This window comes from Luteibacter sp. P4_D7_3 (genome assembly GCF_056401735.1).
Genome location: NZ_JBFUIT010000027.1, coordinates 1 through 25,818 on the forward strand (window position 1 = coordinate 1; position 25,818 = coordinate 25,818).

Consider the following 25,818-nt stretch of genomic DNA (forward strand, 5'->3'; position numbering starts at 1 on the left):
ATCCTGGGCATCGCTCAAAGTCATGTCATCGCCAACGAGGCCCACGACGGGCTGGCCGCCCTTGATAGGACCCAGCCCGGAGACGAACACCTGATCGCCAGCGGTTGTCACGATGTTGTACGAGCCGAGCGCGGGAAAGGGGGGAGGAAGCTCGAACCCTAATTGCTTGAGTCTATCAAGGCTGCGCATATGCAGATGTCCGTAGAAAATAAAGCGTCTTATGAGGGAAGTCCCAGACAGTAACGAACTGGCTGAGCAAGGCGTAACCGAGTGATATCRTGATCCTCTCATTGATGCCGGTGGGGTCTGCCGCCGGAAACGGCGTGGCCCAGAGCCGAAGCCTTGGCACGTCCGCCGTGAAGCTGTCGCCGATACGCAGGCCCTTGACGTCGTAGGTATCGTCTCCCTGGGGAACGATGAAGCCGTTTTCGACCCAACGATCTCGGGTAGCCGAGTCCACGTAGATGCCCCCGCGCTGCCCGGTATCGAAATGGAGAAGAAGATTCACGCCCCCCAGTGAGCCCCGCACGATGGGAATATTGGGTAGCTTTCGTGTCTCGTAAGGGATGCTGGCAACGGTCTTTTCGCCCTCGAGGAGGGCCTCGGCACCTGTCCTGGAAAATGTTGCATTCAACTGTTGATAGTCGATCTTCATTGCATACGCTGCCCAGGCCTGGTATCCGAACCAGCCTAGAAAGTCCGGCGTGATGCGTTCGAGTTGGGTTGCGTCCTGGCTCTGAACCCGGGTCACATTATCGAAATGCAAGCCGCCGACGTTCACGTCAGACACTTTCGGACGCATCACGATCGTAAACACCTGGCCGCTGCCGAACGTACCCGTTGCCGCGGGCGCTCCGCCCGTGAGTGGAATGAGATGGTGATTCAGCGACATCGCCCGCTGCAGGCCCGTGTCCAACATGAACTTGCCCTTCTGACCTTGCACGTTTCCTTCAATGAAGGGATATCCACGCACGAGTATTAGCGGGAAGCTCACCGTTTCGGCCGTCAGTCTCACTTCGGGCGCCTGATACTGAGAAGCCAACGTCGCACGGGCCGCCGGGACCGCGAGTACGAGAAGCGCAGCCATGGCCGGATTACACAGATTCATGGGTAGCGCCGCTCATTCGTGGCTGATCGATACGTTGATGCGTGCATCATGGCGGGATCGGCTAGCGGCTCAGCTGTGATGACTCGCGAGAGGGCGCACGATTAGGCTGGCCGTGCATGACCACGCCGCATAGATATACCTTCAGACGAGAACGTGAACCATGACAGGCCGTCCGAAAAACTTAACCATTCATCTAGACAAGGATGAATGCACCTCGCCTTAGGCGGATGTCCCGATATCGCAGCGGGATATCGGGACATCCTCGCGCACGTTTCAGACCGTGGCGTTCTCGATGGCCTTCGCCATGCCCTCGACATCCGTCAGGAATGGCAGGTGACCGGTTTGAAGCGGAACGACCTTCCGCACGGGAGTGCGCGAGATCATCTGCGCCTGGAAGGCGGGGCTGATGACCTGGTCCACCTGGGTGGACACATAGATCTTGTCGACGCGCCCAAACCTCTCGGCAGTCACACGCACTGGCGTGACCAAGGGTGTCGCTGGCTCGTCGAGGATCAGATCGGGAAGTTTTTCCTTCAGCGGCGCAGGACCGTCATTGGCAAAGAGCTCGGCACGCGCCGAGTATTCGACGACGGCAATCCCACGCTCCTTATCAATAGTCAGGTGCTGGCCGATCCTGGCGTCATGGTCCTGTTGGGCCAGCGACAGCAGGGAATCACCATCCTGAGGCAGATACGCGGCAGTGAACACCAAGGTCTTGATCTTCTCTGGCACCTGTTCGGCCACGGCGGCGATGACGATGCCAGCGAAGCTGTGGCCGACCACAATCGCCGGGCCGGAAACCGTATCCAACGCCTGGATCACCGTATCGCGATACAGGTCGAGGCTGACATGGTCGGCAGCCATGGGCGCACCTTCCCGGCCCGGCAGATCGACGGTCACGACGGGGTGACCTGCTGCGCGAAGCCTTCCCGCAACGTATCCCCATACCTGGCCATYGGAGAAGGCACCGTGCACCAGGATGACCGCGGGCTTCTCTGCAACATGGCCGCCGTTGTTCGTTTCAACTGCATTCGCGTTATTCATGACGATGATCCTCTCATTAGTGGGGAGACGTGGCTGGATGCCGTGAGGAAAGAGTAGTCAGGTCGCCGACGATGAGATATATCAGGGCCTCCGATTTACATGATGGAACGTCCGGCGTGGCCACAGACTTTGGAATGACTTCGGCGCGTACCGACGTGCTTTCGCAGGTGCTCACCTTGATCAGGCTGCGTGGGGAACTCGTCTACACGACGCATCTGAGCCAGCCGTGGGGTCTGCGCTTTCCCCCGGGGCCGGCGCACTTTTGCTTCGTGGAAGCGGGCGGCGCCTGGGTGACGCCCACAGGCCATCCCCCGCTATGGATTGGCGCGGGCGATCTGGTGCTTTTGCCACTGGGGAGGGGTCACACCATCGCTGACGCGGCGGACTCGCCGATCGAGAACATCGACGCCGTTGCTCCCGATCGCTTCGACCGCGACAAGCTCATCCTCCGCCATGGTGGGGAGGGTCCGACAAGCCAGCTGGTTTGTGGGTTCTTTAGCTTCGAGGGCAGCCCGCTGCCTGCGGTCATGTCGGCGCTTCCGGCCCTGATCCACGTTCCGAAGGGAGATGCCGGCGCGCCCGCGTGGCTTGCCGCTATCTCGCACTTTCTCGTAGACGAAGCGCAGCAGCCGGATCCTGGCTCGTCGCTGATGATCTCCCGGCTGATCGACCTGCTGGTCATCCGTACACTGCGCAGCTGGGCGTCCAGCGATGCGAACCGCGTAGGCTGGCTGGGGGGCCTGGCTGAGGAGCGAATCGGGCGCGTGCTCTCAGCGATGCACGCAGATCCCTTCAGACGATGGACGGTGGAGACGCTTGCCGCTGTGGCCACCATGTCTCGTTCGATATTCGCCGAACGCTTTACCGCAGCCGTGGGCGAGCCGCCGCTGCGCTACCTGTCGCGGTGGCGCCTGACCATCGCTGCGGACATGCTTCGAAGTGGCGGGCTTAAGGTCACGGAGGCGGCCTACAAAACGGGCTTTGCCTCGGACGCTGCGTTTAGTCGAGCGTTCAAGAGTCATTTCGGCTACGCGCCAAGCGAGGCGAAGAGCCAACAAACGGCGGTGTGATCGCGCTCCCTCTGGATGATGTTCTCCCAGGCACGCCACGCGTCCTGGCAGACTCTATTCGCTAGCCTTGGGTGGCGCGCGCGACAAGAGCGTCGAATTTCGCATCCAGCAGCGTTGCCATCGCAAGGAGGGGCGGATTGTCCTCGATCACCATCTGCGAAGAAGGACGGACGTAGGTCAACCTCGTACCCCGGCCGTCTTCGGCCTCGGTGATCAGGATCTCGACGGGCGCAAAGAGACCGGCGGTGATGTCATGCCGGATCATCGTAAGTGCGATCAGCGGATTGCCAAGAATCCAGCGAACTGTGCGCCGACGGATCTGGAATTGAGACAGCCAGCCGCCATGATCGATCTCGGCAAACAGCATGAACCCGCTTTTTCCTTCGAACCGTTCTTGCACGACCCGGACGAATTCGGCCTCAGTGATGTCCGCTTGCGCCAGGGCTACGATCTCCGCCGTACTGGCGCGTCCCATCAGGGAGCGAAGGCGCGTCAGTACCTCGTCGAAGCCGAGCGAGGTGGCCACTTCAACTCGCACGCCGTTGAACGGCTTGTGTTGAACATCACGAAACATGGGTGACTCCTGCGCGACGAGCAGACCGTATTAAATTGCGGACGCTATGTGTTTGCCCGATCCCTGCAGCGGCAGGGATCGGGCCCAGAGGATTGGCTGGATCAGCGGGTGGCGGCAGCTTCAATATCGGCGGCCAGCTCATCGGGCGCCGTAAGGAACGGCGTGTGGCCGGTCTGCACCGTGAATTCGCGTCGCACCGGTGTGCTGGCGACCATCTGTGCCTGGAAGGACGGGCTGATCACCTGGTCATTGGCGGTATGAATGTAGACCTTGTCGACCTGGCCGAACTTGGCATCGGTAACGTGCACAGGCGTGGCCAGCGGGGCGAGCGGCTCATCCAGGATCAGGTCGGGGATCGCTTTGCGCAGGCCTTCCGGGGCGCCATTGGCGAACAGGTCGGCACGCGCCGAATACTCGATCGAGGCGATGCCCTGTTCCTTCTTGATCTGCAGGTGGGGACCGATCTTGGCGTCGGCGTCCTTGTTGGCCATCGAGACCAGCGAATCGCCGTCGTGCGGCAAGTAGGCGGCCGTGAACACAAGGGTCTTGATCTTCGTCGGCGCCTTTTCAGCCGCGTCGGCGATRACGATGCCGCCGAAGCTGTGGCCCACGACGACCGCAGGACGCTTTAGCTTCGCCAGCGCGCCGACCACGGTATCGCCGTAGAGGCTCAGGCTGACCTTATCGGGTGTGGCCGGGTTCCCCGGGCGACCCGGCAGGTCGACCGATACGACCTCATAGCCATCGGCCTGMAGTTTGCCGGCCACGTGCCCCCAGACCGAAGCGTTCTCGAACGCGCCGTGGACCAGTACGATCGGCGGTTTTTCTGCAGCGCTGGCGTTAGCGCCAAAGGCGAGACTGGAGGAGATGAGAGCGGCGAGTGCGAATTTCATGGCGAAGATTCCTGGTTTGAGGTTCGAGGCGGCAGGGCCGTCGGGGTAGGCATAGGTTAGGGTTTTAAAAAAAACCAGCCATGCCGCAACCTCCGGAATCCATGATGGGTCGTCCGGACATGTCGATCTCGTTGACGACGACAACGAAGGGTCGGAAGAGACGGATCTAGCAGCATGAACCGGCAGCCGCGCCGCCGCGCCGATTCGCCGCTCGATGAGTCTGTAAAGCCAAATCTATCGTGATTCCGCAGATGCTTGCCGCCAGCGTCCTCGGTCTGTTGCTGCGGCTGTGCTGGCACAACCAGTCCATCTGGGCACTGGGTCCGTGCGGGGTGTGCACGCTCACCGCAGGTTTTTGCACTTTGTACGTACGTAAACCTTAGAGCCGAAATGATGCACTCATGGTCGGGCTGGTTGCCGCCGGGACCCGGCCTGCCCCTTTCGGACTACGTATCCCTTGAAAAAACTCGTCGAACTCGCAACCGTCGCCATGCTCACGACAACGGCAGCCGTCCATGCGCAGACACCCGTTTGGCAGAGCCTTCCGCCGCCAACTTCCCTTCCCCATCTGGCCAGCGAAGGCTATGTCACACGTGAGGGAGCACGTATCTGGTACGGAACGGTCGGCAAAGGTCCCACCGTGTTTCTCCTTCATGGAGGGATGTCCAGTAGCGACTCCTGGGGCAACCAGGTGCCTGCCCTGGTCGATAGCCACCACCGGGTCATCCTCATCGATACGCGCGGCCACGGTCGARGCACGCTCGGCAACGTTCCCCTGAGCTATGAGGTCTTCGAGGAAGATCTACGCAGTGTCATGGACACCCTTCATATCAAAAAGGCCGACATTGTCGGTTGGAGCGACGGTGCCAACACCGCACTCGTGATGGCGATGAAAGATCCTGCCAGGGTGCGCAGGATCTACGCGTTCGGCGCCAACATGAATGCGGACGCGGCCAAGCCTGGCGCGCTCGACTCGCCGATCCTTGCAAAGGTAGTCGTCCTGCTGGAGCAGACGTACGCTCGCGTATCGCCGACACCCGATGGCTTCGGCGCACTGCACGCAGCAGTTGAGAAGATGCAGAAAACCGAACCCAACTACACCGCCAGCCAGCTTGCGGCCATTCATGGCCCGGCGATCGCTGTCGCCGATGGCGACCATGAAGAGTTCATCAAGGAAGAGCATCCCCGATACATGGCCCGGACCATTCCCGGCGCGAGCCTGGTCATTCTCCCCGGAGTCAGTCACTTCGCCCCGTGGCAGGCACCCGGCGCGTTCAATGCGTCATTCCTGCAGTTCCTGAGGTGAGCCGGCCGGTACAGTCCTATATCGCATCAGCCGCAAATCAGTGTGCGTCATACGTGCAGGCCGACCACATCACGTAATACGTGGTAGGCGCGATCGTGATGTTTTTACTGCCTACAGCTATAAGCTCTTGTCTGCGGATTTTCCACTTTCCGGATCCGTATTCGCGTACGCCCGACGCGCCATCGGAGAGAAAACGGGATTCATACCGGGGTGGATGAGCGGCTTCTACGAATGTGCCGATATCAACAGCCTGGCTTACAGCTTACCCGTAGAGCTGATGCGAGACGGACTCGATGGTGCGACGCTATGGAAGAAGAGTGCCTACTGCTATCTCGCGTATCTCGGTGACACCGCCGTAGCGACAGCGTCTGTCGTGGAAATCGAAGACGTGCTCTATGTCGCACTCGTGGCGACGCGACCGGATGCGCAGCGCCGCGGATTCGCGGAGGCAACTATACGGCACGCGCTGAGGGTCGCAAGCGAGGCAACCGGCCACCGGAAGACCTGCCTTCATGCGACGCAAGCGGGCTACCCTGTTTATGAGCGCATGGGCTACACCCCGGTGACGCGCATCGTGGGTTTCGGCCCGGCTAGTCCATGAGGACGATGCCCGGTAGTGCCTTCGACGGATCAATTCAGACGGTCGGTTCCTTGACGAACCGGGTGGCGTATTCCTCGATCACGGCCTCGGCAATGACGCTGGACATCCCGGATGTCATCGAACGGGTTTCGCCGGCGGGAAAGGTCACAACCACCGCGTCCCTGGAGCGGGGCACCCCCTCCCGGACAGGGTGAAGGCGGGACCGTGCTGCGCGCGTAAGGTGTGCTTCTTGCCATTTTTAGATGCGCCGTCCGCGTTCCTCATCCCACAGTTCACCTTCGAACAAGCCAATGAGGTGGACGGATTCCCATAGTCGGCACAGGCAAGTTTCAATATCGAGTTGGGCGGCGGCCGGGAGCGATGCGGCTGGCAAGCCGCAGACGCTACAAAGGGGGGGGGAGGCAGCGGGGTGCCGTGAGAGGTCAAGGAGGGGGCGCGGCCAAAGCGAAGGCGGTTGGCGCGGGATGGAGCGAAGCAGCTGACACCGATCCCGAAACAGCCCTTGACCTGGCCAACTGCAGTGGAGCGAGACGATGCCCGGGAAGGGTAGTGGGAAGAGCAGATGTCCTCTGGGATAGACGTCGCGCAAGCGCGCGGGGCCAAAAGGGGTAGGGGGCGTTGGTCAGACGGTAGAGTCGGAGCTGTTATCCCTAGCGATGATGCACATACGCGTAGTGACCTGACGAATCAACGTCTCGAGGCGATGCGAAATGGCTGGTAAGACACCGGAAGACAGGGACCATGAATGGAGCATCCAAGTCTTCAAATCCGTGCTTGAGACCGGGAAAACGGCACTCAGTACCCTTTTGATCGTCTGCGGAGGAAGTGCTGTTGCGCTTCTCGCATTCATCGGCAATCTGGCGAAGGACGGGAACGGTCCTCGCGTTGCCGGACTGGCGCCCGCGCTGCTCTGCTACGCCATAAGCCTGGGCATCATCAACGTCAAAAGCGGCCCGACTCTAGTTTAAACGTGTAKGGAAAATGGGACGACGTCAGAATCCGTCCAGAGGACCCTGCGAATCTGTCCTGTTGCGGCCCCCGCCCAACCTCCCTACATTGGTGCAATGCACGCACCAGATCAGGCTGACCTCCTAACCTTGCTCGGCACCGGCCTCGCCGTCATCGGTGCAGACCTCTGCGTGAACTGGCTCAACCCTGCCTTGGGCGAGGTCCTCGACGTCGGTCCCCGCACGGCGGTAGGCCAGCCGTTGCCGGTGCTGATGCGCGAGCCATCACTTGCCTCCCAGCTAGAGCGCACGCTGCTGGAACGCCGCCCCTTCAACCTCCGTGGCGCCACCTTCGGCGTGGCGCGGGGGCGCGAGATCATGGCCGACCTGACCATGCAGCCACTGGACGACGGTCGGCTACTGGTCGAAGTGCACCCGCTGGCGCCCGAGCTCAACGCGGCAGCCGGCACGCCGCTCTCGGCCACGCTGCGCGGCTTTGCCCATGAAGTGAAAAACCCCCTGGCCGGCCTCCGTGGCGCGGCCCAGTTGCTCGAACGCCGGGTGGCCGACAACGACCTCCGCCAGCTGGCGAGCATGGTGATCGCCGAAGCAGACCGCCTGGCTGCCCTCGCCGACGGCCTGCTCCGGCATCGTGGTGCAGCACGCCTTGGCCCGGTCAATGTCCACGAACTGCTCGAGCGTCTCGAGGGCTTGGTCGGTGCCGAAGCCGACGCGCTGCGCGTTCGCCACGACTACGATCCCAGCCTTCCGGACAGCCTGGGTGACACCGATCGCCTGCTCCAGGTGCTGCTCAACCTCACCCGCAATGCCAGCGAAGCCGGCGCGACGACGATCACCCTGCGCACCCGCGTCGAGCACGGCGCTCGTCTCGGCGAGCGCACGGTGCGCGCGGCGCTGCGCATCGACGTGATCGACGACGGCCCGGGTGTGCCAGACGAGCTCCGCGACTCTCTCTTCCAGCCGTTGGTGTCGGGCCGTCCCGATGGCACCGGCCTCGGCCTCGCCTTGTCGCGCGAGATCGCGCTCGAACACGGCGGCGACCTGCGCTTCACCAGTCGCCCCGGTGAAACGGTGTTCTCCCTGTACCTTCCGATGGAGCGGCACCATGACTGAAATCTGGATCGCCGACGACGATCGCGGCGTGCGCTTCGTGCTCGCCGAGGCCCTGCGTGATGCAGGGCACACGGTGCGCGAGTTCAGTGCGGGTGATGCGGTGCGTGCCGCGTTGGCCGAAGGTCGGCCGGGCTTGCTGGTGACCGACGTGCGCATGCCCGGCGAAGATGGCCTGCGTCTGCTCGAGGACCTCACTCGCCGCAATATCGGCCCCGTGATCGTCATGAGCGCCTACACCGATGTCGCCACGACAGCGGCGGCATATCGCGCGGGCGCGGCGGATTATCTCGCCAAGCCCTTCGACCTCGACATGGCGGTGGAGGCCGTAGAACGCACGCTCGCCGCGGCCCATGAAGAAGTGATCGTGCCCGTCGGCCGCGTCGATGCGCATTCGCTGCTCGGCGAAAGTCCGGCGATGCGCGAGGTGTTCCGCTTGATCGGCCGCGTCGCCGCGAGTGATCTCAACGTGTTGATCACTGGCGAAACCGGCACCGGCAAGGAGCTCGTGGCGCGTGCGCTGCATGAAGAAAGCGCGCGCAGCGGCAAGCCCTACGTCGCGTTGAATACAGCGGCCATTCCGGCCGAGCTGCTCGAGAGCGAACTGTTCGGTCACGAGGCGGGTGCGTTTACCGGTGCCCAGCGGCGCCATGCCGGTCGCTTCGAGCAGGCTGAAGGCGGCACCTTGTTTCTCGATGAAATCGGCGACATGCCGATCGCCTTGCAGACGCGTTTGCTGCGCGTCCTGGCCGGCGGCGAGTTCTACCGCGTGGGTGGCCGCGAGCTGATGCGTGGCAATGTGCGCATCATCGCGGCGACCCACCAGGATCTGGACGCGCGTGTGGCCGCCGGCCTCTTTCGCGCGGATCTGAAACATCGCCTGGATGTGGTGCGTATCGAGCTGCCGTCCTTACGGCAGCGTCGCGGCGACATCCCCGTGCTGGCGCGCCACTTCCTCGCCCAGGCCGCGGCCGAGCTGAAATTGCCACCGAAACGTTTCTCGCGCGGGGCGATGAAACTGGTCGAGCAGCGTGATTACCCCGGCAATGTGCGCGAGCTGGAAAATCTGTGCCGCCGCCTTGCGGTGATCGCGCCGGGCGCGGAGATCCTTGCCAGCGACCTCGGTGCGCTACCCGCGCGGGAAACGCGCAGTAGCGAATGGACCGATGCCCTGCGCATCTGGGCCCAGGACGCCCTGGCGCAGGGCGAAGTGGACGTGCATGCGCGCGCCCGCGACGCCCTCGACAAAACCTTGTTGCAGGCCGCACTCATCGCCAACGACGGGCACAGGCAGCACGCCGCCGCCGCGCTCGGCGTCGGTCGCAATACGCTCACGCGTAAACTTGGCGCATCGCGCAAGCGGCGCCCTTCCAACGGATAACAGCATGACCCTCTACATACGCCGCGCAGGTATCGATGACGCGGACGCAATCGCCGGCTGGAATATCGCGATGGCATGGGAGACGGAGAGCAAGGCGCTCGACCCGGCGACCATCGGCCGTGGGGTGCGCGCCGTGTTCGATGAGCCCCGGCGTGGCTTCTATCTGATCGCCGAGCTCGATGGCGTGGCGGTCGGCTGCCTGCTCGTCACCTACGAGTGGAGCGACTGGCGTTGCGGGGACTTCTGGTGGGTGCAGAGCGTTTACGTGGCGCCCGAGGCACGGCGTGCCGGCGTGTTTCGCGGCCTGTATGCGCACGTGAAGGCGATGGCGGGTGGCGCTGGGGCCGTGGGCGTGCGCCTTTACGTCGAGACGGAGAACGAGCGGGCGCAGGCAACGTATGCCGGTCTCGGCATGGAACGTTGCCACTACTACATGTATGAGGCGATGCTGGCATCCTGACCCGTTATCGCGAGCACCCATTCGCCGATGAATCGGCTCCTACAGGGAGCACGGCGGTTAGAGCTGGGGGACGCGGGGGTCGCCCATGTCGACGGCGGAGATGCGTTCTTCGAACTCGCGTGCGGGCACGGCCTTGCCGAAGAGGAAGCCCTGCATTTGCGGGCAGCCGGCGGAGCTCAGGAAGTTAGCCTGTTCCACGCTTTCGACACCTTCGGCGAGCACCTTTTTGTTCATGCCGCTGCCCATAGCGATGATGGCGCTGACGATGGCGGCGCTGTCGTTGTCCCACGCGACATCACGGATGAAGGTGCGGTCGATCTTCAGGGTGTCGACGGGGAAGTGCTTCAGGTACGACAGGCTGCAGTAGCCAGTGCCGAAGTCGTCCAGGCTGAGCGACACGCCCAGTGACTTGATCCGGTGCAGGAGGTCGGCAATGTGGTCGCCACCTTCCATTACCGTGCGTTCGGTGAGTTCCAGCTCGAGCAGGGTGGGATGGAGTCCGGTCTCATCGAGCACGCCGCGCAGCGACTCGAAGAAGCGCGTGTGCTGGAATTGCAGCGCGGAGACGTTGACCGACACGGAGAGGGGCCGATACAAGCGCGCCCAGATCTCTGCCTGCCGACAGGCTTCGCGCAGTGCCCACTCGCCAATCGGCACGATGAGCCCGCAATCCTCGGCCACCGGAATGAATTGCTCCGGCGTATAGATATCTTCGCCATCCACTTGCCAACGCAGCAGCGCTTCGGCACCGACCACCGTACCCAGGTTCACGTCCACCTTGGGCTGGTAGTGCAGGCTGAGTTCGTTGCGTGCGAGCGCCTTGCGCAGCTCCACCTCGATGCGGACACGCGCGGTGTTGCGCTCGTTCATGCTGGCGTTGAAGAAACGATAGCCGTTACGGCCCTGCATCTTCGCTTCGTACATGGCGGTGTCGGCGTTGCGCAGCAGCGACTCCGCGTCGAAGGCGTCGTCCGGATACACGCTGATCCCGATGCTGAAACTGATCGCGAGCGCCGATGCATCCACCCCCACGGCTTCGCTGCAGGCTTCGAGCACGCGCTCGGCGACGGCGGCCGCATCGGAGGCACCGTCGACGTGAGGTAGCAGGGCAACGAACTCGTCGCCACCCAGCCGGCTCACGGTGTCGTCCGGGCGCACGGCGGCGCGGATACGTCGCGCTACTTCCTGTAGCAGGGCATCGCCCGCCGCGTGGCCCATGGAATCGTTGATCTGCTTGAAATGGTCGATGTCGACAAAGAGCAGGGCAGCACGCTGGTTGCGACGGGCAGCCACGGTGACCGCAAATTCCATGCGCGATTGCAGCAGCGCGCGGTTGGGCAGGCCGGTGAGCGTGTCGTGGTGCGCCAGATGCGCCATCTTCAGCGCGAGTGCACGGGTTTCGCTCACGTCGTGGAACACCACCACGCCGCCGACCACGTTGCCGGCGTGATCGTGAATCGGCGCGGCCGAATCCTCGATCGGGCTGTCGAAGCCGTTGCGATGCACGAGGATAGCGTCCGTGGTCAAGCCGATGATGGTGTTCTTGGTCACCGCGGTAAGTAGCGGATTGGGAATCGGCCGGCGTGTGAGCGGGTCACGCAGCTGGAAGATGTCGTCCATGGGTCGACCCACGGCCTCATGGCTGGACCAGCCCGTCATCGCTTCGGCGATGGGATTGAGCGAGGTGACGATGAGGTACGGATCCGTGGTGATCACGGCATCGCCGATGGACTTGAGCGTGACCTCGGCCAGCTCGCGCTCGCGGAACAGCGCGTCCTCGAAGGCCTTGCGCTCGGTCATGTCGATGACCTGGGAGATGAAGTACAGCGGTTCGCCGTGTTCGTCGCGTACGAGGGAAACGGTGAGCAGCGCATGCACAATCTGCCCGTCGCGGCGGATATAGCGCTTTTCCAGATGATAGGAGGCGCGCTCTCCCGCGATGATCTTCTGCACCAGCGCGAGGTCCGTCGCCAGGTCGGCCGGGTGGGTGATGTCCTGATAGGCGGAGGTGAGCAGCTCTTGATCGGAGTAGCCGAGCATGGTGCACAGTGCATCGTTCACCTGCAGCCAGCGTCCGGTCGGCAGGACGAGGGCCATGCCGATCGCGGCGTGGCGGAAGGCTTGCGAGAAACGGCGCTCGCTTTCCTTCAGGCGCGCTTCGAGCATGTGCCGGCCGGAGATGTCGGCCAGGAGGATGGAGACACCACGGATGCTGCCATCGGGACCGACATCCGGCGTGAACGTGGCCTGGGCGTAGCGTTGGTCGTCGTCGCGACGTATTTCGCGATCGGCRATGACGGGTTCGCCGGCAAGGGCGGCAGTGACGCCGGGTTCAATGCGGGCATAGACCGAAGGCGCGATGACTTCATCGAGCCGGCGTCCGATGAGGCCGTCTCGCTCGATCCCCATCCAGGCCGTATACGCGGGGCTGGCAAAGCGATAACGCAGCGACGTGTCGACGTAAGCCATCATCGCCGGCGCGCGGTCCAGCAGATAGGCCGCCCAGTCGGTCGGGGAATCGGTGGTGGGTGGCGCTGGATGACGCATGCGGTCGCCGAAGGGACGATGCCTCAACTCTAATGCGTCCCCGCGGCTGCGTATATCGAAGGATTCTTAAAAACGTCAGTGCAACACGGGCGCCGGTGCGGAAAGCGCACCCTGTGCGTCCAGCAGCACTTTGCCGAGCGCGTGGACCTCGGTGGCCGTGTCATAACGCCCGGCCAGCGCATCCAGCAGCGGCCCCAGGGCATCGGGGGCGAGCGGGTAGCCATGGGCGAGGATGCGCGCCTTGCCCGGCGAGGGCTGGGCGACGGTCACCACGGCCATGCCCAGGCCCGCGGCTTCATGGGCGTAAAGCAGGGGCTGCGGCAGGGCGGGATCGGCATCGGCCATGGCTTCGATGAGATAGCCAGCGGTCTGCGCCGGCTCCCCCTCCAGGTGCAGGGGCACATGGTGGGCGGCGAGCAAGGCAGCGTACTGGCGCAGCTCGAAGATGGTGCCGGCGAACTCGTGGGCGGGATTGTCCCGCTGGGTGCCCGCGCGGGCGAACCAGCCGGCTATGCCGGGAATGCCGACGCGACCTTCGGCGTAGCGCAACGGCAGGCCGCGCGAGCCCAGCGCGGTTTCTTCTTTATATGGCGTGAGCAGAGCGGCTTCGAGCATGGTCCACAGCGGCGCCAGGTTCACGTGCTCGTACTGCACGCAGGTGAGCGCGAGGAGGTCGTCGCGGCTTAGGTAGCGCGCATGTTCGAGGCGCACGCCGAGGGTCCGCATGAGGAAATCCGCCGTCGCCGAGCCGGCTTCACCGCGACCGACCAGCTCCACTTCCATCTTCGCGGTGAGTTCCTCGGCGAGCTCCACCGGCGCCAGCAGCATCCAGGGAACCAGGCGCATGGGGCCACCCGCATAGCGCGCATCCGGCACGAGGGGCTGCGCGGGCATGTGGCCTTCGTGGGTGCCGAAGGCCACCACGCCACCGGCGGTGGTCACGCGAGGCACGCGCCGGGCCAGCTCTTCGAGCGTGGCGAACACGGGAAAACCGGGGCGCAGCAGCTCCACGCCATCGAACAAGGCGCCAACCAGGGCGAAGCGCGAGGCCTCGACCCCAGGCAGCAGCGCGCGGAGGTCGTCGGCGACCAGGGCGGCCAGCGTCTGCGCTTCGTCCCGGGTCAGCTCGAGCCGATCGGGCATCTCGCCCTCGGCCAGTTCCAGCGCCAGGAGGGCGGGGCAGGCGATCAGCGACTCGTTCACGGCAGGTTTTTCCGAACGGCAAAGGAACGCGATTCTATCATCCACGCATATCGGGCTTTCGCCCGGAGGGGATGCGGGTTAGCCTTGCCGATACGCGTTCGTCGGCGATCGTCGGCGTCCGCGAGCCCTTCGCCTGCAAACGGCTATTGCCGCGGCACCCCTTTACGATCCTGGATTGTCCTTTTAAGAGCATGGAAAAGTCGCAAAAGCGCGTGGGTGTGGTCGGCGGCGTCCGCATTCCCTTCTGCCGCAACAACACCGCCTATGCCGATGTCGGCAATTTCGGGATGTCGGTCAAGGTGCTTGGATCGCTGGTCGAGAAGTTCGGCCTGCATGGCACCGAGCTGGGTGAGGTGGCCATGGGCGCCGTCATCCGCCATTCGTCGGACTGGAACCTGGCTCGTGAGGCCCTGCTTTCGTCGGGGCTTGCCCCGACGACACCCGGCATCACCACGGCGCGTGCCTGCGGCACGTCGCTGGACAACGCCATCATCATCGCCAACAAGATCGCCTGCGGTCAGATCGAGGCCGGCATCGCCGGCGGCTCGGACACCACCAGCGACGTTCCCATTGTCTACGGCCAGAAATTTCGCAAGCGACTACTGGCGCTGAACCGTGCGAAGACGCTCAAGGAGAAGTTCGCCGTCGCGACGCGCGGTTTCTCCCTGAAGGAACTGAAGCCATCCTTCCCCGGCGTGGCCGAGCCGCGCACGGGCAAGTCCATGGGCGACCACTGCGAGCTGATGGCGAAGGAATGGAAGGTCGGTCGTCTCGAGCAGGACGAGCTCGCACTCTCCAGCCACAAGAAGCTGGCTGCGGCGTACGAAACCGGCTTTTTCGACGACCTCGTCGTGCCGTTCCGTGGTCTCAAGCGCGACGGCTTCCTGCGTGGGGATTCCACACTGGAGAAGCTGTCCTCGCTGAAGCCGGCGTTCGACAGGACCACCGGCCAGGGCACGCTGACCGCGGGAAACTCCACCGGCTTGTCCGATGGCGCGGCCGCCGTGCTTCTGGCCAGCGACGAATGGGCGTCCAACCGTGGCCTCTCGATCCAGGCCTACCTCACGCACGCGCAGATCTCAGCCGTCGACTTCGTCCATGGCGAAGGCCTGTTGATGGCGCCGACCGTGGCCGTGCCGCGCATGCTGAAGCAGGCTGGCCTCACCCTGCAGGATTTCGACTTCTACGAGATCCACGAAGCTTTTGCGGCGCAGGTGCTCTGCACGCTGCGTGCATGGGAATCCGACGAGTATTGCCGTAACCGGCTGGGCCTCGATGGCCCGCTGGGATCGATCGACCCGTCGAAACTCAACGTCAACGGCTCCAGTCTCGCGGCGGGTCATCCCTTCGCGGCGACCGGTGCGCGCATCGTCGCCACGCTGGCGAAGATGCTCGAGCAGAAGGGTTCGGGCCGCGGCCTGATTTCCATCTGTACCGCGGGCGGCATGGGCGTCACGGCGATTCTCGAACGTCCCTGATCCCCATCCGTCAGATCCGAATGCTCGCACTTCGCACCAGTACATCGTTCAGCGCCCTCGGGCTCGTCGTCGGCATCGCCGCGACGAGCTGGCTCACCGCGCTCACCTATGAGCGCGCGCCTGCGACCCGCCCGCTGGCCGAAGTCGTCATGCCGAAGCTGTCGTCCAGGCCCGCGTGGACACGGCCGTCCGCGCCGGTGCCGCCGATGCCGTCGGCGTCCGCTCCGCGAGTCCGCACGCACGCGGCTCCCGAACGCGTTGCTGCGGCGCGCAGCGACGCCGCAGCAACGCCCGATCCCCTCGTGCCCGTCTACATGCCCTCGCCGCGCTACCCCATGGCAGCGCTACGCGCACAGCGCGAAGGCCAGGTGATCCTCAATGTCACGGTCACCCAGGAAGGTGATGTCACCGACGTCAGCGTAGGCCATAGCAGCGGCGACCTCGACCTGGATCACGCAGCGACCGATGCCGTTCGGGGCTGGCGCTTCGCCGCGGCGGACAATCGTCCGTCCCGTTACACCGCCGACCTGCCCATCCGCTTCGAACTCACGCGCTTCTAGAGAATGCCGGCCGCCGATGAGCCGAACGCGGTAATCATGCGGGTGTAGATGAGCTTCAGCGAGACGTCGACTTCGGGGAAGTCGCCCACCGGCTCGTAGCATTCGAAGAAGCGGGGATCGGTCCATCTCAGCGGAATGCAGCCTGGCTTGAGCTCGTAGCTGGTGGCGTAGCGAAATGGCCACAGATCGAAGAACGGCAGGCGCTCCGAGACATCGCCGATGAACTCGTTCACCGACGACAGCACGGGGATCTTCTTCTCGCGCGGGCCGATGACCCAGGCGTTGCCGGGCTCGGTGTCCTGCATGATCGAATCGCGCAGGCGGTCCGAGAAGCGCTTGTCGTAGATGATCACACCGGATTCGGTGTTGTAGTGGTCGGAGCGCGGATCGAAATTGTGCGTGCCGACCATGGCGAACGTATCGTCGACGACGATCGACTTCGCGTGGAGTCCGAAACGGATACCCTCGGTGCTCAGCGGTGCGGGGCGATGACGCGCACCCCGTCGCGAATGACTCCCCGCACTGAGGAAGCCGGACGACTCCGAGGGCTGCAACCCGCCATCGGCATCCGTTTCCCTGGATGCACGTCGGCTGTGGCCGCTGCCCGAGCCAGTGGCGGCAAACGGTGGTTTGGCGGGGGCCGTCGACGGGTTCTCGAGCGCATCGATGTCGGCGTTTTCGGGGTGCGGCTTCAGCTCGTAAATCTCGAAGCCGTAGTCGGTGAGGTAACGCTTGCGGTGCTTGTAAGACAGCGCATACACAGCGAACGCATCGGTCGAGGCCAGCGAGTTCGTCGAGACGACGATGCGCGGCGGCGTCGGCTGCTCGTGCAGGCGGTTGAAGATCTTCCGCGCCGGTTTGCTCATGACCAGGTAGGGCGTCTGCAGGATGATCTCGCTCTTCGCGTTACGTACCAGACCCATGATGTGTCGGGTAAGTTCACGTGCCTCGCGACGCTTGGGCTCGTCGGTTTTGCCCGGGAGGTCCGAAAGATACTCGATGCGATTCATCCGCAGCGTGGCGCGCATGATTCGGTCTTCCAGCCAGCCGGCATCTTCGGCATCGCTGATCATCTGGGCGACGCGGTCGGGATGCTCGTAGGTCGGTGGCAACCAATGCCGCGTGTCGTCGGTGTCGGCGATGAGCTCCCGGTTCACGTCATGCAGATGGGTCAGCCGGACCGCGCGCTTATGCGTCCAGAACTGTTCGAAGCTGTCGCCCATGGTTTTCGCGGCGGGACCGCCCACCATGACATCGCGGTCGATGTAGTCGAAGCTGCCGTCCCAGTCGAAGTAGCGGTCTTCGTAGTTGCGACCGCCTGTGATGCCGATGAGATCGTCGACCACGATCAGCTTGTTGTGCATCCGCTGGTTGAACTTGTAGAAGCAGCAGAGAATGCCGGCCGCGAACTCCAGCGGTGGCGTCCGCGCGCTGTGGAAGGTGGGGTTGTAGAGGCGTACCTCGAGGTTGTCGCTGGCGCGGGCGAGCGTGGCGAGCAATCCCGGGTCGCCGAAGGAGAACAGCTGGTCGGCGAGGATGCGCACATGCACGCCGCGCCGCGCGGCCTGGATCAGTTCGTCGAGGRCCAGTTTGCCCGCGTCGTCCTGCTCCCAGATGTAGGTCTGCACGTCGATGCTCTTCGTCGCCGCACGAATCAGGTTGACCCGGGCGGCCATGGCCTGCTCGCCATCCTCGAGCAGCGTCGCCACGTGGACCGGTTTGTCCGCGGTCGAGGCTGCGTTGGCTTCCTTCGCCGCGTCGATCAGGGGAGACGGTGTCGCACAACGATCGGTCCGGTCACAGGTGAGCTGACGGTCGACCGTCAGGGTGACGACCGCGTCCGCCTGCCGGATGCGCGTACGCGACAGCGAGCAACCGCCGGCAAGGAGCGTGGCGGTGAGGAGCAGGATCGTAAAGAGGCGGCGCATGCCGCAGATGATAGGGGACCGGTGACAACGCCAGGTGAGCTTGAGGCGCTCGCCGGGGTTGTCAGGGCGCCTCGAGCACGATAGCCATGCCCAGGTTGACACGGYCGGACAGGGCACCACGGCGGCCGCGCATCTCGAAGTCGGTGCGGTCGATCGTTCCCTGAAGCTGGAGGACGCAGCCGGCCAGGGATTCTGGCGGACAGCGGTTGCCTTGCAGGTGGAAGGTCACCGGTTGGGTGATTCCGCGCAGGGTGAGCTTGCCCACGACATCGCCGCCCCGGGTAAGGATGAGGAGGGGCGTCGGCAGGGATTCAAAATGGATCGTCGGGTAGTGGACGGAGTCGAAGAACTCCGGCGCGAGTACCCATCGCCGGAGTCGGGCCGATTCCATACGGATACTTTCGGTATCGATGTCGGCGCGGACCACGGCGGTCTGTGCGGCGTGATCGATCGAAACGTCACCACGAATACCTTCGAAAGCGCCCGAGATGTTGCTCACCCAGAGCAGGCGAACGCTGAACTCTGCGCGTGAACGCACGGGATCGATTCGCAGGTCGGCGGCGGCCAGAGGCGCCGCCGACAGGAGAAGAGCGATCGCCGCAAACAGGTGACGCATAAAGCTACTCAGTTTGGTGGAGACCAGAACGTCTCAAGCTTGGCTTTGCCGGGTTCCAGCGGACCATCGAAGACGAGCCGGGCCATGCCACCGGGCGGCATGCCGCGGTAATCCTCGGAGCGCCCTTCGACAAGGAAGGCTACCAGTTGTTCGATGCCAGGATTGTGACCGACGAGGACCACGCGCTCGACATCCGATTGCTTGTCGAGGAGGTCGTACAGATCGCCGACGGTGGCGTCGTAGATCTTATCGTCGTAGGTGGGCTTGATCTGGCCGAGGGCCAGGGCCGCGGTTTCTTTCGTGCGTTCGGAAGGGGAGCAGAGCACGCGATCGTAGTGGATGCCGTGGCTTGCGAGCCATTCGCCCGCCGCGCGGGCTTCGTTCTGGCCGTGCTCGGTGAGTTTTCGCTCGCGATCGTCCTTGCCGTCCTTGCCGTTCGGAGATGCTTCCGCGTGACGCAGCAGGATGAGTTCGTGCATGGGTACCGTTCTCCGCAATGCCACGTGACGTGGCGTGGTGCAACCAACGCGTTCCCCATCCGGCTCAGGTGCTGCGCTTTATCCAGCGAAGCAGTTTTGCCCAGTCGTCCTGGTGTCCGCGTACGTTTTCCGAGTGGTAATCGAAGATGCCCTTACCGAGCGCCGTGAGCAAGACGTACGCTTGCGAGTCGCGAAGTTCCGCAACCACGGGAAAAGGAGCGCGCTCGCCGAGTTCGGCGACCGCAGCCTGGCTGGCATTGGTCCAGGGTTTGAGACGGTTGCCGACCAGGGCGACCGGCAGCTTGCCGCGCTTGACCCGCGGGATGGCCTGGAGCACGGCGAGGAAGTCGAGCGTCGCGTCGAGGTCGAAGTGCGAAGGCAAGACCGGCACGAGGATGACATCGGCCTTTTCGAGGTAAGGCTCCAGCTCTTTCTCGCCGACGCCTGCAGGGGTGTCGACGATGGTTCGCTGGATCTCGGCCGGTAGCCGGTCGAAGGCCCGGCGGCTGCCCTCGACGGCGGTTACGCCCGGGACGTTCTCAGGGCGTCGACTGACCCAGCGCAAACTGGACTGCTGTCGGTCGGCGTCGATGATGGCCGTCTGCTTCCCGRCCTGTGCCCAGTGGGTGGCGAGCTGGGTTACCAGCGTTGTCTTGCCACACCCACCCTTGCTGCTTGCTACGAGCGTCGTAAGCATTCGCGCGCACCTGCCTTGGGAGGCCTCCTAGCCTACACACCCTGTCGACCCACGCAAACGGGTCAGAACATCTTTGCGCGGACTTTCGGCAGGACGACGAGAATGAGGGTGGCCACGGGGCCGAGGAAGAGCGAAAGCGCCCACCAGGCCAACCCGCTGCGGTTCTTGCCTTGGGCCAGACCTGCGTTGATCAGCGTGAGGGTGCCCCAGCCGACGAAGAAACCAGCCGGTGCGCTGGTGAAGAGGGCAAAGTGATCCACTGTAAACTCCTGTTCTGTCGCAGGATTGATTGGTGCGGTCATGCGGACAGCTGTCCCGATCCCCCCGCGCTCAGACCGATAGTAGCAATGTCTTCGCTTGGTGAAGGCCTGACGGCGCAGCTTCCGTTCATGGTCGAACCGTATTCTTGTCGTTTTATTTCACGGAGATGGCCCATGCGGCGACGCCGCGTCGTGACCCTGGCCCTTGCTGGCCTGCTTTCGCTCCCTACCTTCGCGGCTACGCCGTGGCCCGGTGCGGCGACGGGACCGGCCAAGGGACCGGTAGCTCAGAAGGACCAGACCAAGGCCCTCCTGCAGTTCCAGAAAGACCTCGCCAGCGTCCTCGCGCTGCGGACCGAATCCGAGCCCCTGCTCGGCGCCGCCCTGCTGGCACGCCCGCTGGTCAACCCGCCCGAGGTACTCACCTACCACGCCCTGCTCGAACGGGCGTCGCGCAACGAAGACGCCGGTCCCCAGGTCGCCTGGGCACGGCTGGCCGATTGCGAGACCAAGGCGGACGCCTGTCCGAATGCGGAAGCCCTCGCCACCTTGCAGAAGCAGGCGCCGGACAACGCCGCCGTATGGCTACTCAAGCTGGGCGTTGATGGGCATAACAATGCCTCCAAGGCAGACATGCGGGCCGATCTCACCCGCGCCGCCAACGCGAAGGTCTACGACGACTACCTCGGTGCCAGCCTGAAGGCGCTGGCCAACTCGGTCACCCAGCTGCCACCGCCGGCCGACACCTTCAACCCCCTGCAGGGCGCCGGTGCCGCGGGCGTGCAGATGGTGCTGGTGTTCGGCCTGGCCAGCGCTCAGCCGATGCCCGGTTTCCAGGCCACGGCGAAGTACTGCGACGACAACAAGGAAGATGCCTCGGTTGTCGGCGACTGCCTGAAACTAGCCAAGGTGCTCGAATGGGGCAGCAGCCCGCTAGGCCGTTCCCTCGGTCTGCACCTGCGTGAAACCCTGTCGACGGACGCCTCCGACCAATCCTCCGCGAAGACCGCGCGCCTCAACCTGATCTGGGAGATGCAGCGCTTCGCGCAGCTCAACCTGCAGGCGCAGGGCGACAAGGCCACTGCGCAGAAGCTGCTCATGCTGGCGCGCAGTGGCGGCACCGAGATGAGCGTGATCCTCGCCTCGCTCCGTGCTTACGGCATGCCACCGGAGGCACCCGCCGGCTGGGAACCTTCCAAGCCAGCGGGCTGAGCGGTCTCAGCTACCGAGGGCGCAGAGGCCCTCGCATCGCTCGTCGGCAAACGCACGGGCAATGGTGTCGAGCGAGGGTTGGTCGGCCGCGGCGGCCGACGGCCTGACGCGGCCGGCCGTCTGCTGGATCACCTTCCGGTCGGCCACCGGCAGGATGGCGGCGAACGTGGATGCCACGTCCGCGGCGGCACTGACGGCGAGATGCCGGTTCGCCGCAGAGATGCCGGTCTGGATGCTGCTGGTGATGGCGCCGACCATCATGTTGGCGACGCCGCCGCGCATCTGGCGTAACCCACCCATGCGAACCGGCGTCCGCTGCTCGGCCGGCAGCGTTCTCATGAATTCGGTCAGCAAGGGCAATGCCCGCATCATGCAGCGCGCGCTGAAGGCGCCCATCGGAACGATGGCGTCCTGATAGGCAATCACATTGCGACTTTGCAGTTCGATCACCCGGGGCTTGAGCGCTTCGGGGTCAGCAGTCTGCCCCGCCGGCGGCTTTAGCGAGGCGATGTTGGCCAGTGCGTAACCCACCGTGATCTGGTTGGTTTTTCCACACAGGTCCATCACCGGCCCGAGGTCGGCGGCCGTCAGTTTGACGTTGCCGAAGATGGCTTCGATGTTCGCCGCCCTGGCCAGGAGGGTTTGCACCCGTGGATCCGTGATCGGCGGCGGAGGCGAGACGCCTGCCTCGCCCTGTGCAGCAATCACGTCATCGGCGGCTTTCAGGAAGGCCGGGCCACCGGGTAGCTCGGTCGCGGCTGCCAAGCCGGGCGCGAGGACGAGGACGAGGGTCAGCAGGAGCGCACGTTTGGGACGAAGGTGGTGCATGGGATTCCTTTCCTGTTCGTAGAAATGTGGTCAAAGAGAAGGGCGCCGCAGCGCCCTTCCGTCACAGGTGCGACCGATCGAAAGATCAGTCGCCCAGCGCCTCGCGCATGAACTCCGGCTGCGCCAGTGCACCCTTGTGGATGTCTGCGTTGTAGTACTTCGTGGGGAAGTTCTTGCTGATCGCGCCGCGCTCGCGGAAGCCCGACAGGTCGCCGTCCTTGCGCGCCATGGTGCAGCTCCACCAGCCGGTGGGGTAGCACGGCTGCGGGAAGGGCAGGGTACGTACGGCCTTGAAGCCCGAGGTGCGCATGGCCGAACGCATGGCCTTGATCAGCTCGATATGGGCCATCGGCGACTCCGACTGTTGCACCAGGATGCCGCCGTGGCGCAGGGCCTTGTAGCAGCTGGCGTAGAAGGCAGCGTTGAACAGGCCTTCAGCCGGGCCGACCGGGTCGGTCGAGTCGACGATGATCAGGTCGATCGACTCCGGATCCACCTCGGCCATGTACTTGATGCCGTCGATGAAGAGTAGTTCGGCGCGCGGGTCGCCGTTGGCTTCGCACAGTTCCGGGAAGTATTCCTCAGCCAGGCGGGTGACGCGCTCGTCGATCTCCACCTGGGTGGCCTTCTCGACTTCCTCGTGCTTGAGCACCTCGCGCAGCGTGCCGCAGTCGCCACCGCCGATGATCACGACGCGCTTGGCGCGGGCGTGGGTGAACAGCGCCGGGTGGGTCATCATCTCGTGGTACAGGAAGTTGTCGCGGCCGGTGAGCATCACGCAACCGTCGATCACCATCAGGTTGCCCCAATCGGTCGTCTGGTAGATCTCGATGGTCTGGAACTCGGTCTTCTCGGCGTGCAACAGGCGCTCGACGCGGAAACCGATGGAGGAGCCCGAGGCCTGGTGGGCTTCGGTAAACCAGCTGAGCTGCTGCTGCGACATGACGCGAGTTCCTGGAAACGGGAAGGGATCGAAAGCGGGGATTGTACCGGCTCCGGGCGACCAAGCGGCCAACGGCCTCGCCCTCGGCAGATGTAGGTGATACACGGATGTCATGGCGGACCGGTACAATACGCGGTCTGCCGACGGCCTCCCCGCCGCGCAGGCCCAGTCTGGTCGGCCCCGCGGCGTGCGAGGCTCCCGGCCGCCAGGCCCGCTTCAGGTCAAAGTTCGCCGCTGCGACTGTTCCGCGCACCCCCGAGTGGGGGACACGACACAATCACCTGGAGATCTTCCGCCCATGGCGAACTGGACCACCGACCGCGCCAAGCAGACCTACGCGATCCCGCACTGGAGCAATGGCTACGTCGACGTTGCCGATGACGGCCACCTGCTCATGTGCCCCCGTGGCGAGGAGGGCCCGGCCCTCGACCTGCCGGCCATCGTCGACCAGGCCACGAGTGAAGGCCTGCGCCTGCCGCTGCTCATTCGTTTTCCGGACATCCTCGCCGACCGCCTCGCCCGCCTCCAGCAGGCGTTCGCCAAAGCGATCGACGATGTCGACTACGCCGGCTCTTACACGGCGATCTACCCGATCAAGGTGAACCAGCAGCGTGGCGTCGTCAGCGAGCTGGTCGCCGCGGGCGAGCACGGCTTCGGTCTCGAAGCCGGTTCCAAGCCTGAACTGATGGCCGTGCTCGCGCAGGCGCGCCCCGGCAGCATGGTTGTCTGCAATGGCTACAAGGATCGCGAGTACGTCCGTCTTGCCCTCATCGGTCTCAAGCTCGGTTTGCGCGTCCACATCGTCATCGAGAAGCTGTCCGAGCTCGACCACGTCTTCGCCGAAGCCAAGGCGCTCGACGTCGAGCCACTGCTCGGCGTCCGCGTGCGCCTGGCCTCGATCGGTGCCGGCAAGTGGCAGAACACCGGTGGCGACAAGGGCAAGTTCGGCCTCAGCCCGGGCCAGATCCTCGAGCTTATCGAGCGTCTGGATGCCGCAGGCCTCAAGCACACGCTGAAGCTGCAGCATTTCCACATGGGCTCGCAGATCTCCAACGTGCGTGACATCGCCGCCGGTATGCGCGAGGCCGTTCGTTATTTCGTCGAGCTGCACCGCCTGGGCGTGCCGATCGACGTGGTCGATGTGGGCGGCGGCCTGGGCGTCGATTACGAAGGCACCCGCTCGCGCAGCTATAACTCGATCAACTACAGCCTGGGCCAGTACGCGGCCAGCATCGTCCAGCCGCTGGCCGAGGCCGTCGCCGAGCACGGCATGAAGGCGCCGATCATCTTCACCGAGTCGGGCCGCGCGATGACCGCGCATCATGCGGTGATGATCGTCAACGTGAGCGAGGTGGAGCCGGTGCCGCAGGGCGCCGTCCCTGCCGGTCGCGCGGGCGAGCCCAGCGTGCTTCGCCACCTGCGCGAAACGCATGCCGAACTGGACACCCGACCGCCGCTCGAGCTGTTCCACGAGGCGCAACATCACCTGGCCGAAGGTCTTTCGCTGTACGCGCTCGGTCAGCTCGACCTGCGCGATCGCGCCACCCTCGACGAACTGTTCTACGCCATCGCCAACGCCGTGCGTCCGCGCCTGCTGCCCGCGGAGCGCGCCCATCGCCAGGCGCTGGATGACCTCGACGAGAAGCTGGTCGACAAGTACTTCGTCAACTTCTCCGTGTTCGAGTCCGTGCCGGACATCTGGGCGATCGATCAGATCTTCCCGATCGTTCCCATTTCGCGCCTGGATGAAGAGCCGACGCGACGCGGCGTCATCGCCGACCTCACCTGCGATTCGGACGGACGCATCGATCACTACGTGGATGCCGAAGGCGTCGACGTGAGCCTGCCGCTGCACGCACTGAACGAGCGCGAGTCCTATCGCCTGGGCATCTTCATGGTCGGCGCGTACCAGGAGACCCTTGGCGACATCCACAACCTGTTCGGCGACACCGACGCGGTCAATGTCCGCGCCACGGCCAGCGGCTACGAGTTCGCCCACATCCGCCGTGGTGACACGACAGACCTGATGCTCGACTACGTGGGCTATGACCTCAAGGCGCTGCGCCAGTCGTACGTGGACCGCCTCGCGGCCGCCGGTATCGTGGGTGCGCAGGCCGAAGAACTGTACGCCTCGCTCGACAAGGGGCTGACGGGCTATACCTATCTCGCGGAGACGACAGCATGAGCACCAAGGCAGCGTTTATCGGACTTGGCGCGATGGGCGCGCCCATGGCCGGCCACCTCCACACCAAGGGCCTGCTCGTCGCCGTCGGCAACCGCACCCAGGCTCGCGCGGATGAACTGGCGAAGGAACTGGGCGTCGCTGCGCCAGACCTCGCCGGCATCGCCGCATCGGCCGATGTCATTGCCCTGTGCGTCAGTGCGGACGCGGACGTGATCAGCGTGGTCCAGGCGCTCGCTCCCTCGCTGAAGAAAGGCAGCATCGTCGTCGACCATTCCACCGTGGCTCCGGCGACAGCCAAGCGGGCGGCGCGAATTCTCGCCGACGTCGGTGCGGATTTCCTCGATGCCCCCGTATCTGGCGGTGTGGA

At 64.4% G+C, this 25,818-nt stretch carries 26 protein-coding genes; 12 read left to right on the top strand and 14 right to left on the bottom strand.

Annotated elements, in window-relative coordinates; translation table 11 throughout:
* The 3 genes from AC1DSN_RS04830 to AC1DSN_RS04840 all read right to left on the bottom strand — a co-directional run.
* A partial coding sequence (locus tag AC1DSN_RS04830) for a RidA family protein (RefSeq protein ID WP_477329781.1) occupies positions 1-189 on the bottom strand: 189 nt, incomplete at its 3' end.
* Positions 176-1,108 (bottom strand): pepsin/retropepsin-like aspartic protease family protein, encoded by a 933-nt coding sequence (locus tag AC1DSN_RS04835; RefSeq protein WP_477329783.1) that lies wholly within the window; start codon positions 1,106-1,108, stop codon positions 176-178. The genes AC1DSN_RS04830 and AC1DSN_RS04835, both read right to left, overlap by 14 nt.
* A 273-nt stretch (positions 1,109-1,381) precedes the next feature.
* A complete protein-coding gene (locus tag AC1DSN_RS04840) occupies positions 1,382-2,152 on the bottom strand; it encodes an alpha/beta fold hydrolase (protein WP_477329785.1) in 771 nt (256 codons plus the stop codon).
* A gap of 134 nt (positions 2,153-2,286) precedes the next feature.
* On the opposite strand from AC1DSN_RS04840, the gene AC1DSN_RS04845 reads away from it, so the two are divergent.
* Positions 2,287-3,222, top strand: a complete 936-nt coding sequence (locus AC1DSN_RS04845; protein WP_477329787.1) for an AraC family transcriptional regulator — start codon at positions 2,287-2,289, stop codon at positions 3,220-3,222.
* Positions 3,223-3,283: 61 nt separating this feature from the next.
* Here AC1DSN_RS04845 and AC1DSN_RS04850 read toward each other — a convergent pair whose 3' ends face one another.
* Both AC1DSN_RS04850 and AC1DSN_RS04855 read right to left on the bottom strand, forming a co-directional pair.
* Positions 3,284-3,796: a DUF302 domain-containing protein gene (locus tag AC1DSN_RS04850; RefSeq protein WP_477295930.1), complete on the bottom strand. Its 513-nt coding sequence runs from the start codon at positions 3,794-3,796 to the stop codon at positions 3,284-3,286.
* A gap of 101 nt (positions 3,797-3,897) precedes the next feature.
* Positions 3,898-4,689: an alpha/beta fold hydrolase gene (locus tag AC1DSN_RS04855; protein ID WP_477295931.1), complete on the bottom strand. Its 792-nt coding sequence runs from the start codon at positions 4,687-4,689 to the stop codon at positions 3,898-3,900.
* Between the two features lie 457 nt (positions 4,690-5,146).
* Here AC1DSN_RS04855 and AC1DSN_RS04860 point away from each other — a divergent pair, with 457 nt between their 5' ends.
* The 6 genes from AC1DSN_RS04860 (at position 5,147) to AC1DSN_RS04885 (ending at position 10,515) form a co-directional block, all read left to right on the top strand.
* Positions 5,147-5,995: an alpha/beta fold hydrolase gene (locus AC1DSN_RS04860; RefSeq protein ID WP_477329790.1), complete on the top strand. Its 849-nt coding sequence runs from the start codon at positions 5,147-5,149 to the stop codon at positions 5,993-5,995.
* 214 nt (positions 5,996-6,209) lie between these two features.
* The gene (locus AC1DSN_RS04865; RefSeq protein WP_477298406.1) at positions 6,210-6,596 is read left to right on the top strand and encodes a GNAT family N-acetyltransferase; all 387 of its coding nucleotides are present in this window, start codon (positions 6,210-6,212) and stop codon (positions 6,594-6,596) included.
* A gap of 710 nt (positions 6,597-7,306) precedes the next feature.
* A complete protein-coding gene (locus AC1DSN_RS04870; RefSeq protein ID WP_477297889.1) occupies positions 7,307-7,564 on the top strand; it encodes a hypothetical protein in 258 nt (85 codons plus the stop codon).
* A 96-nt stretch (positions 7,565-7,660) separates the two neighbouring features.
* Complete coding sequence (gene glnL, locus AC1DSN_RS04875) at positions 7,661-8,677, top strand: nitrogen regulation protein NR(II) (protein WP_477297888.1); 1,017 nt, start codon at positions 7,661-7,663, stop codon at positions 8,675-8,677.
* Positions 8,670-10,055, top strand: a complete 1,386-nt coding sequence (gene ntrC, locus AC1DSN_RS04880; protein WP_063570560.1) for a nitrogen regulation protein NR(I) — start codon at positions 8,670-8,672, stop codon at positions 10,053-10,055. The genes glnL and ntrC overlap by 8 nt, the downstream gene beginning before the upstream one ends.
* A gap of 4 nt (positions 10,056-10,059) precedes the next feature.
* On the top strand, positions 10,060-10,515 hold the full coding sequence (locus AC1DSN_RS04885; RefSeq protein ID WP_477297887.1) for an N-acetyltransferase family protein: 456 nt from the start codon (positions 10,060-10,062) through the stop codon (positions 10,513-10,515).
* Between the two features lie 57 nt (positions 10,516-10,572).
* On the opposite strand, the gene AC1DSN_RS04890 is transcribed toward AC1DSN_RS04885, so the two are convergent.
* Both AC1DSN_RS04890 and AC1DSN_RS04895 read right to left on the bottom strand, forming a co-directional pair.
* Positions 10,573-13,062 carry a sensor domain-containing protein gene (locus AC1DSN_RS04890; protein WP_477329792.1) on the bottom strand — a complete coding sequence of 830 codons (2,490 nt, stop codon included), beginning with the start codon at positions 13,060-13,062 and terminating at the stop codon, positions 10,573-10,575.
* 75 nt (positions 13,063-13,137) lie between these two features.
* Positions 13,138-14,265 (bottom strand): hypothetical protein, encoded by a 1,128-nt coding sequence (locus AC1DSN_RS04895; protein WP_477297444.1) that lies wholly within the window; start codon positions 14,263-14,265, stop codon positions 13,138-13,140.
* A 191-nt stretch (positions 14,266-14,456) separates the two neighbouring features.
* Here AC1DSN_RS04895 and AC1DSN_RS04900 point away from each other — a divergent pair, with 191 nt between their 5' ends.
* Together AC1DSN_RS04900 and AC1DSN_RS04905 are read left to right on the top strand one after the other, a co-directional pair.
* Positions 14,457-15,743 (top strand): acetyl-CoA C-acetyltransferase, encoded by a 1,287-nt coding sequence (locus AC1DSN_RS04900; RefSeq protein ID WP_477329794.1) that lies wholly within the window; start codon positions 14,457-14,459, stop codon positions 15,741-15,743.
* A gap of 20 nt (positions 15,744-15,763) precedes the next feature.
* Positions 15,764-16,303 carry an energy transducer TonB gene (locus tag AC1DSN_RS04905; RefSeq protein ID WP_477298245.1) on the top strand — a complete coding sequence of 180 codons (540 nt, stop codon included), beginning with the start codon at positions 15,764-15,766 and terminating at the stop codon, positions 16,301-16,303.
* Here AC1DSN_RS04905 and AC1DSN_RS04910 read toward each other — a convergent pair.
* The 5 genes from AC1DSN_RS04910 to AC1DSN_RS04930 form a co-directional block, all read right to left on the bottom strand.
* Positions 16,300-18,231, bottom strand: a complete 1,932-nt coding sequence (locus AC1DSN_RS04910; protein WP_477329796.1) for a phospholipase D family protein — start codon at positions 18,229-18,231, stop codon at positions 16,300-16,302. The genes AC1DSN_RS04905 and AC1DSN_RS04910 overlap by 4 nt on opposite strands.
* A gap of 61 nt (positions 18,232-18,292) precedes the next feature.
* A complete protein-coding gene (locus tag AC1DSN_RS04915; protein WP_477329798.1) occupies positions 18,293-18,847 on the bottom strand; it encodes a YceI family protein in 555 nt (184 codons plus the stop codon).
* An 8-nt stretch (positions 18,848-18,855) separates the two neighbouring features.
* The gene (locus AC1DSN_RS04920; protein ID WP_063573264.1) at positions 18,856-19,326 is read right to left on the bottom strand and encodes a SixA phosphatase family protein; all 471 of its coding nucleotides are present in this window, start codon (positions 19,324-19,326) and stop codon (positions 18,856-18,858) included.
* Between the two features lie 64 nt (positions 19,327-19,390).
* Positions 19,391-20,023, bottom strand: coding sequence for a nucleotide-binding protein (locus AC1DSN_RS04925; RefSeq protein ID WP_477329800.1), 633 nt, complete (start codon positions 20,021-20,023; stop codon positions 19,391-19,393).
* Positions 20,024-20,085: 62 nt separating this feature from the next.
* The gene (locus AC1DSN_RS04930) at positions 20,086-20,283 is read right to left on the bottom strand and encodes a hypothetical protein (RefSeq protein ID WP_063573266.1); all 198 of its coding nucleotides are present in this window, start codon (positions 20,281-20,283) and stop codon (positions 20,086-20,088) included.
* Positions 20,284-20,457: 174 nt separating this feature from the next.
* Between AC1DSN_RS04930 and AC1DSN_RS04935 the strand changes: the two genes are divergently transcribed.
* Positions 20,458-21,495, top strand: a complete 1,038-nt coding sequence (locus AC1DSN_RS04935) for a hypothetical protein (RefSeq protein ID WP_063573267.1) — start codon at positions 20,458-20,460, stop codon at positions 21,493-21,495.
* Between the two features lie 6 nt (positions 21,496-21,501).
* On the opposite strand, the gene AC1DSN_RS04940 is transcribed toward AC1DSN_RS04935, so the two are convergent.
* A complete protein-coding gene (locus AC1DSN_RS04940; RefSeq protein ID WP_477329802.1) occupies positions 21,502-22,323 on the bottom strand; it encodes a hypothetical protein in 822 nt (273 codons plus the stop codon).
* Positions 22,324-22,408: 85 nt separating this feature from the next.
* Complete coding sequence (gene speE, locus AC1DSN_RS04945; RefSeq protein WP_213949864.1) at positions 22,409-23,266, bottom strand: polyamine aminopropyltransferase; 858 nt, start codon at positions 23,264-23,266, stop codon at positions 22,409-22,411.
* 298 nt (positions 23,267-23,564) lie between these two features.
* On the opposite strand from speE, the gene speA reads away from it, so the two are divergent.
* Positions 23,565-25,451, top strand: coding sequence for an arginine decarboxylase (gene speA / locus AC1DSN_RS04950; RefSeq protein ID WP_213949863.1), 1,887 nt, complete (start codon positions 23,565-23,567; stop codon positions 25,449-25,451).
* Positions 25,448-25,818: NAD(P)-binding domain-containing protein (locus AC1DSN_RS04955; RefSeq protein WP_477329805.1), on the top strand; the 371-nt coding region annotated here is incomplete at its 3' end. The genes speA and AC1DSN_RS04955, both read left to right, overlap by 4 nt.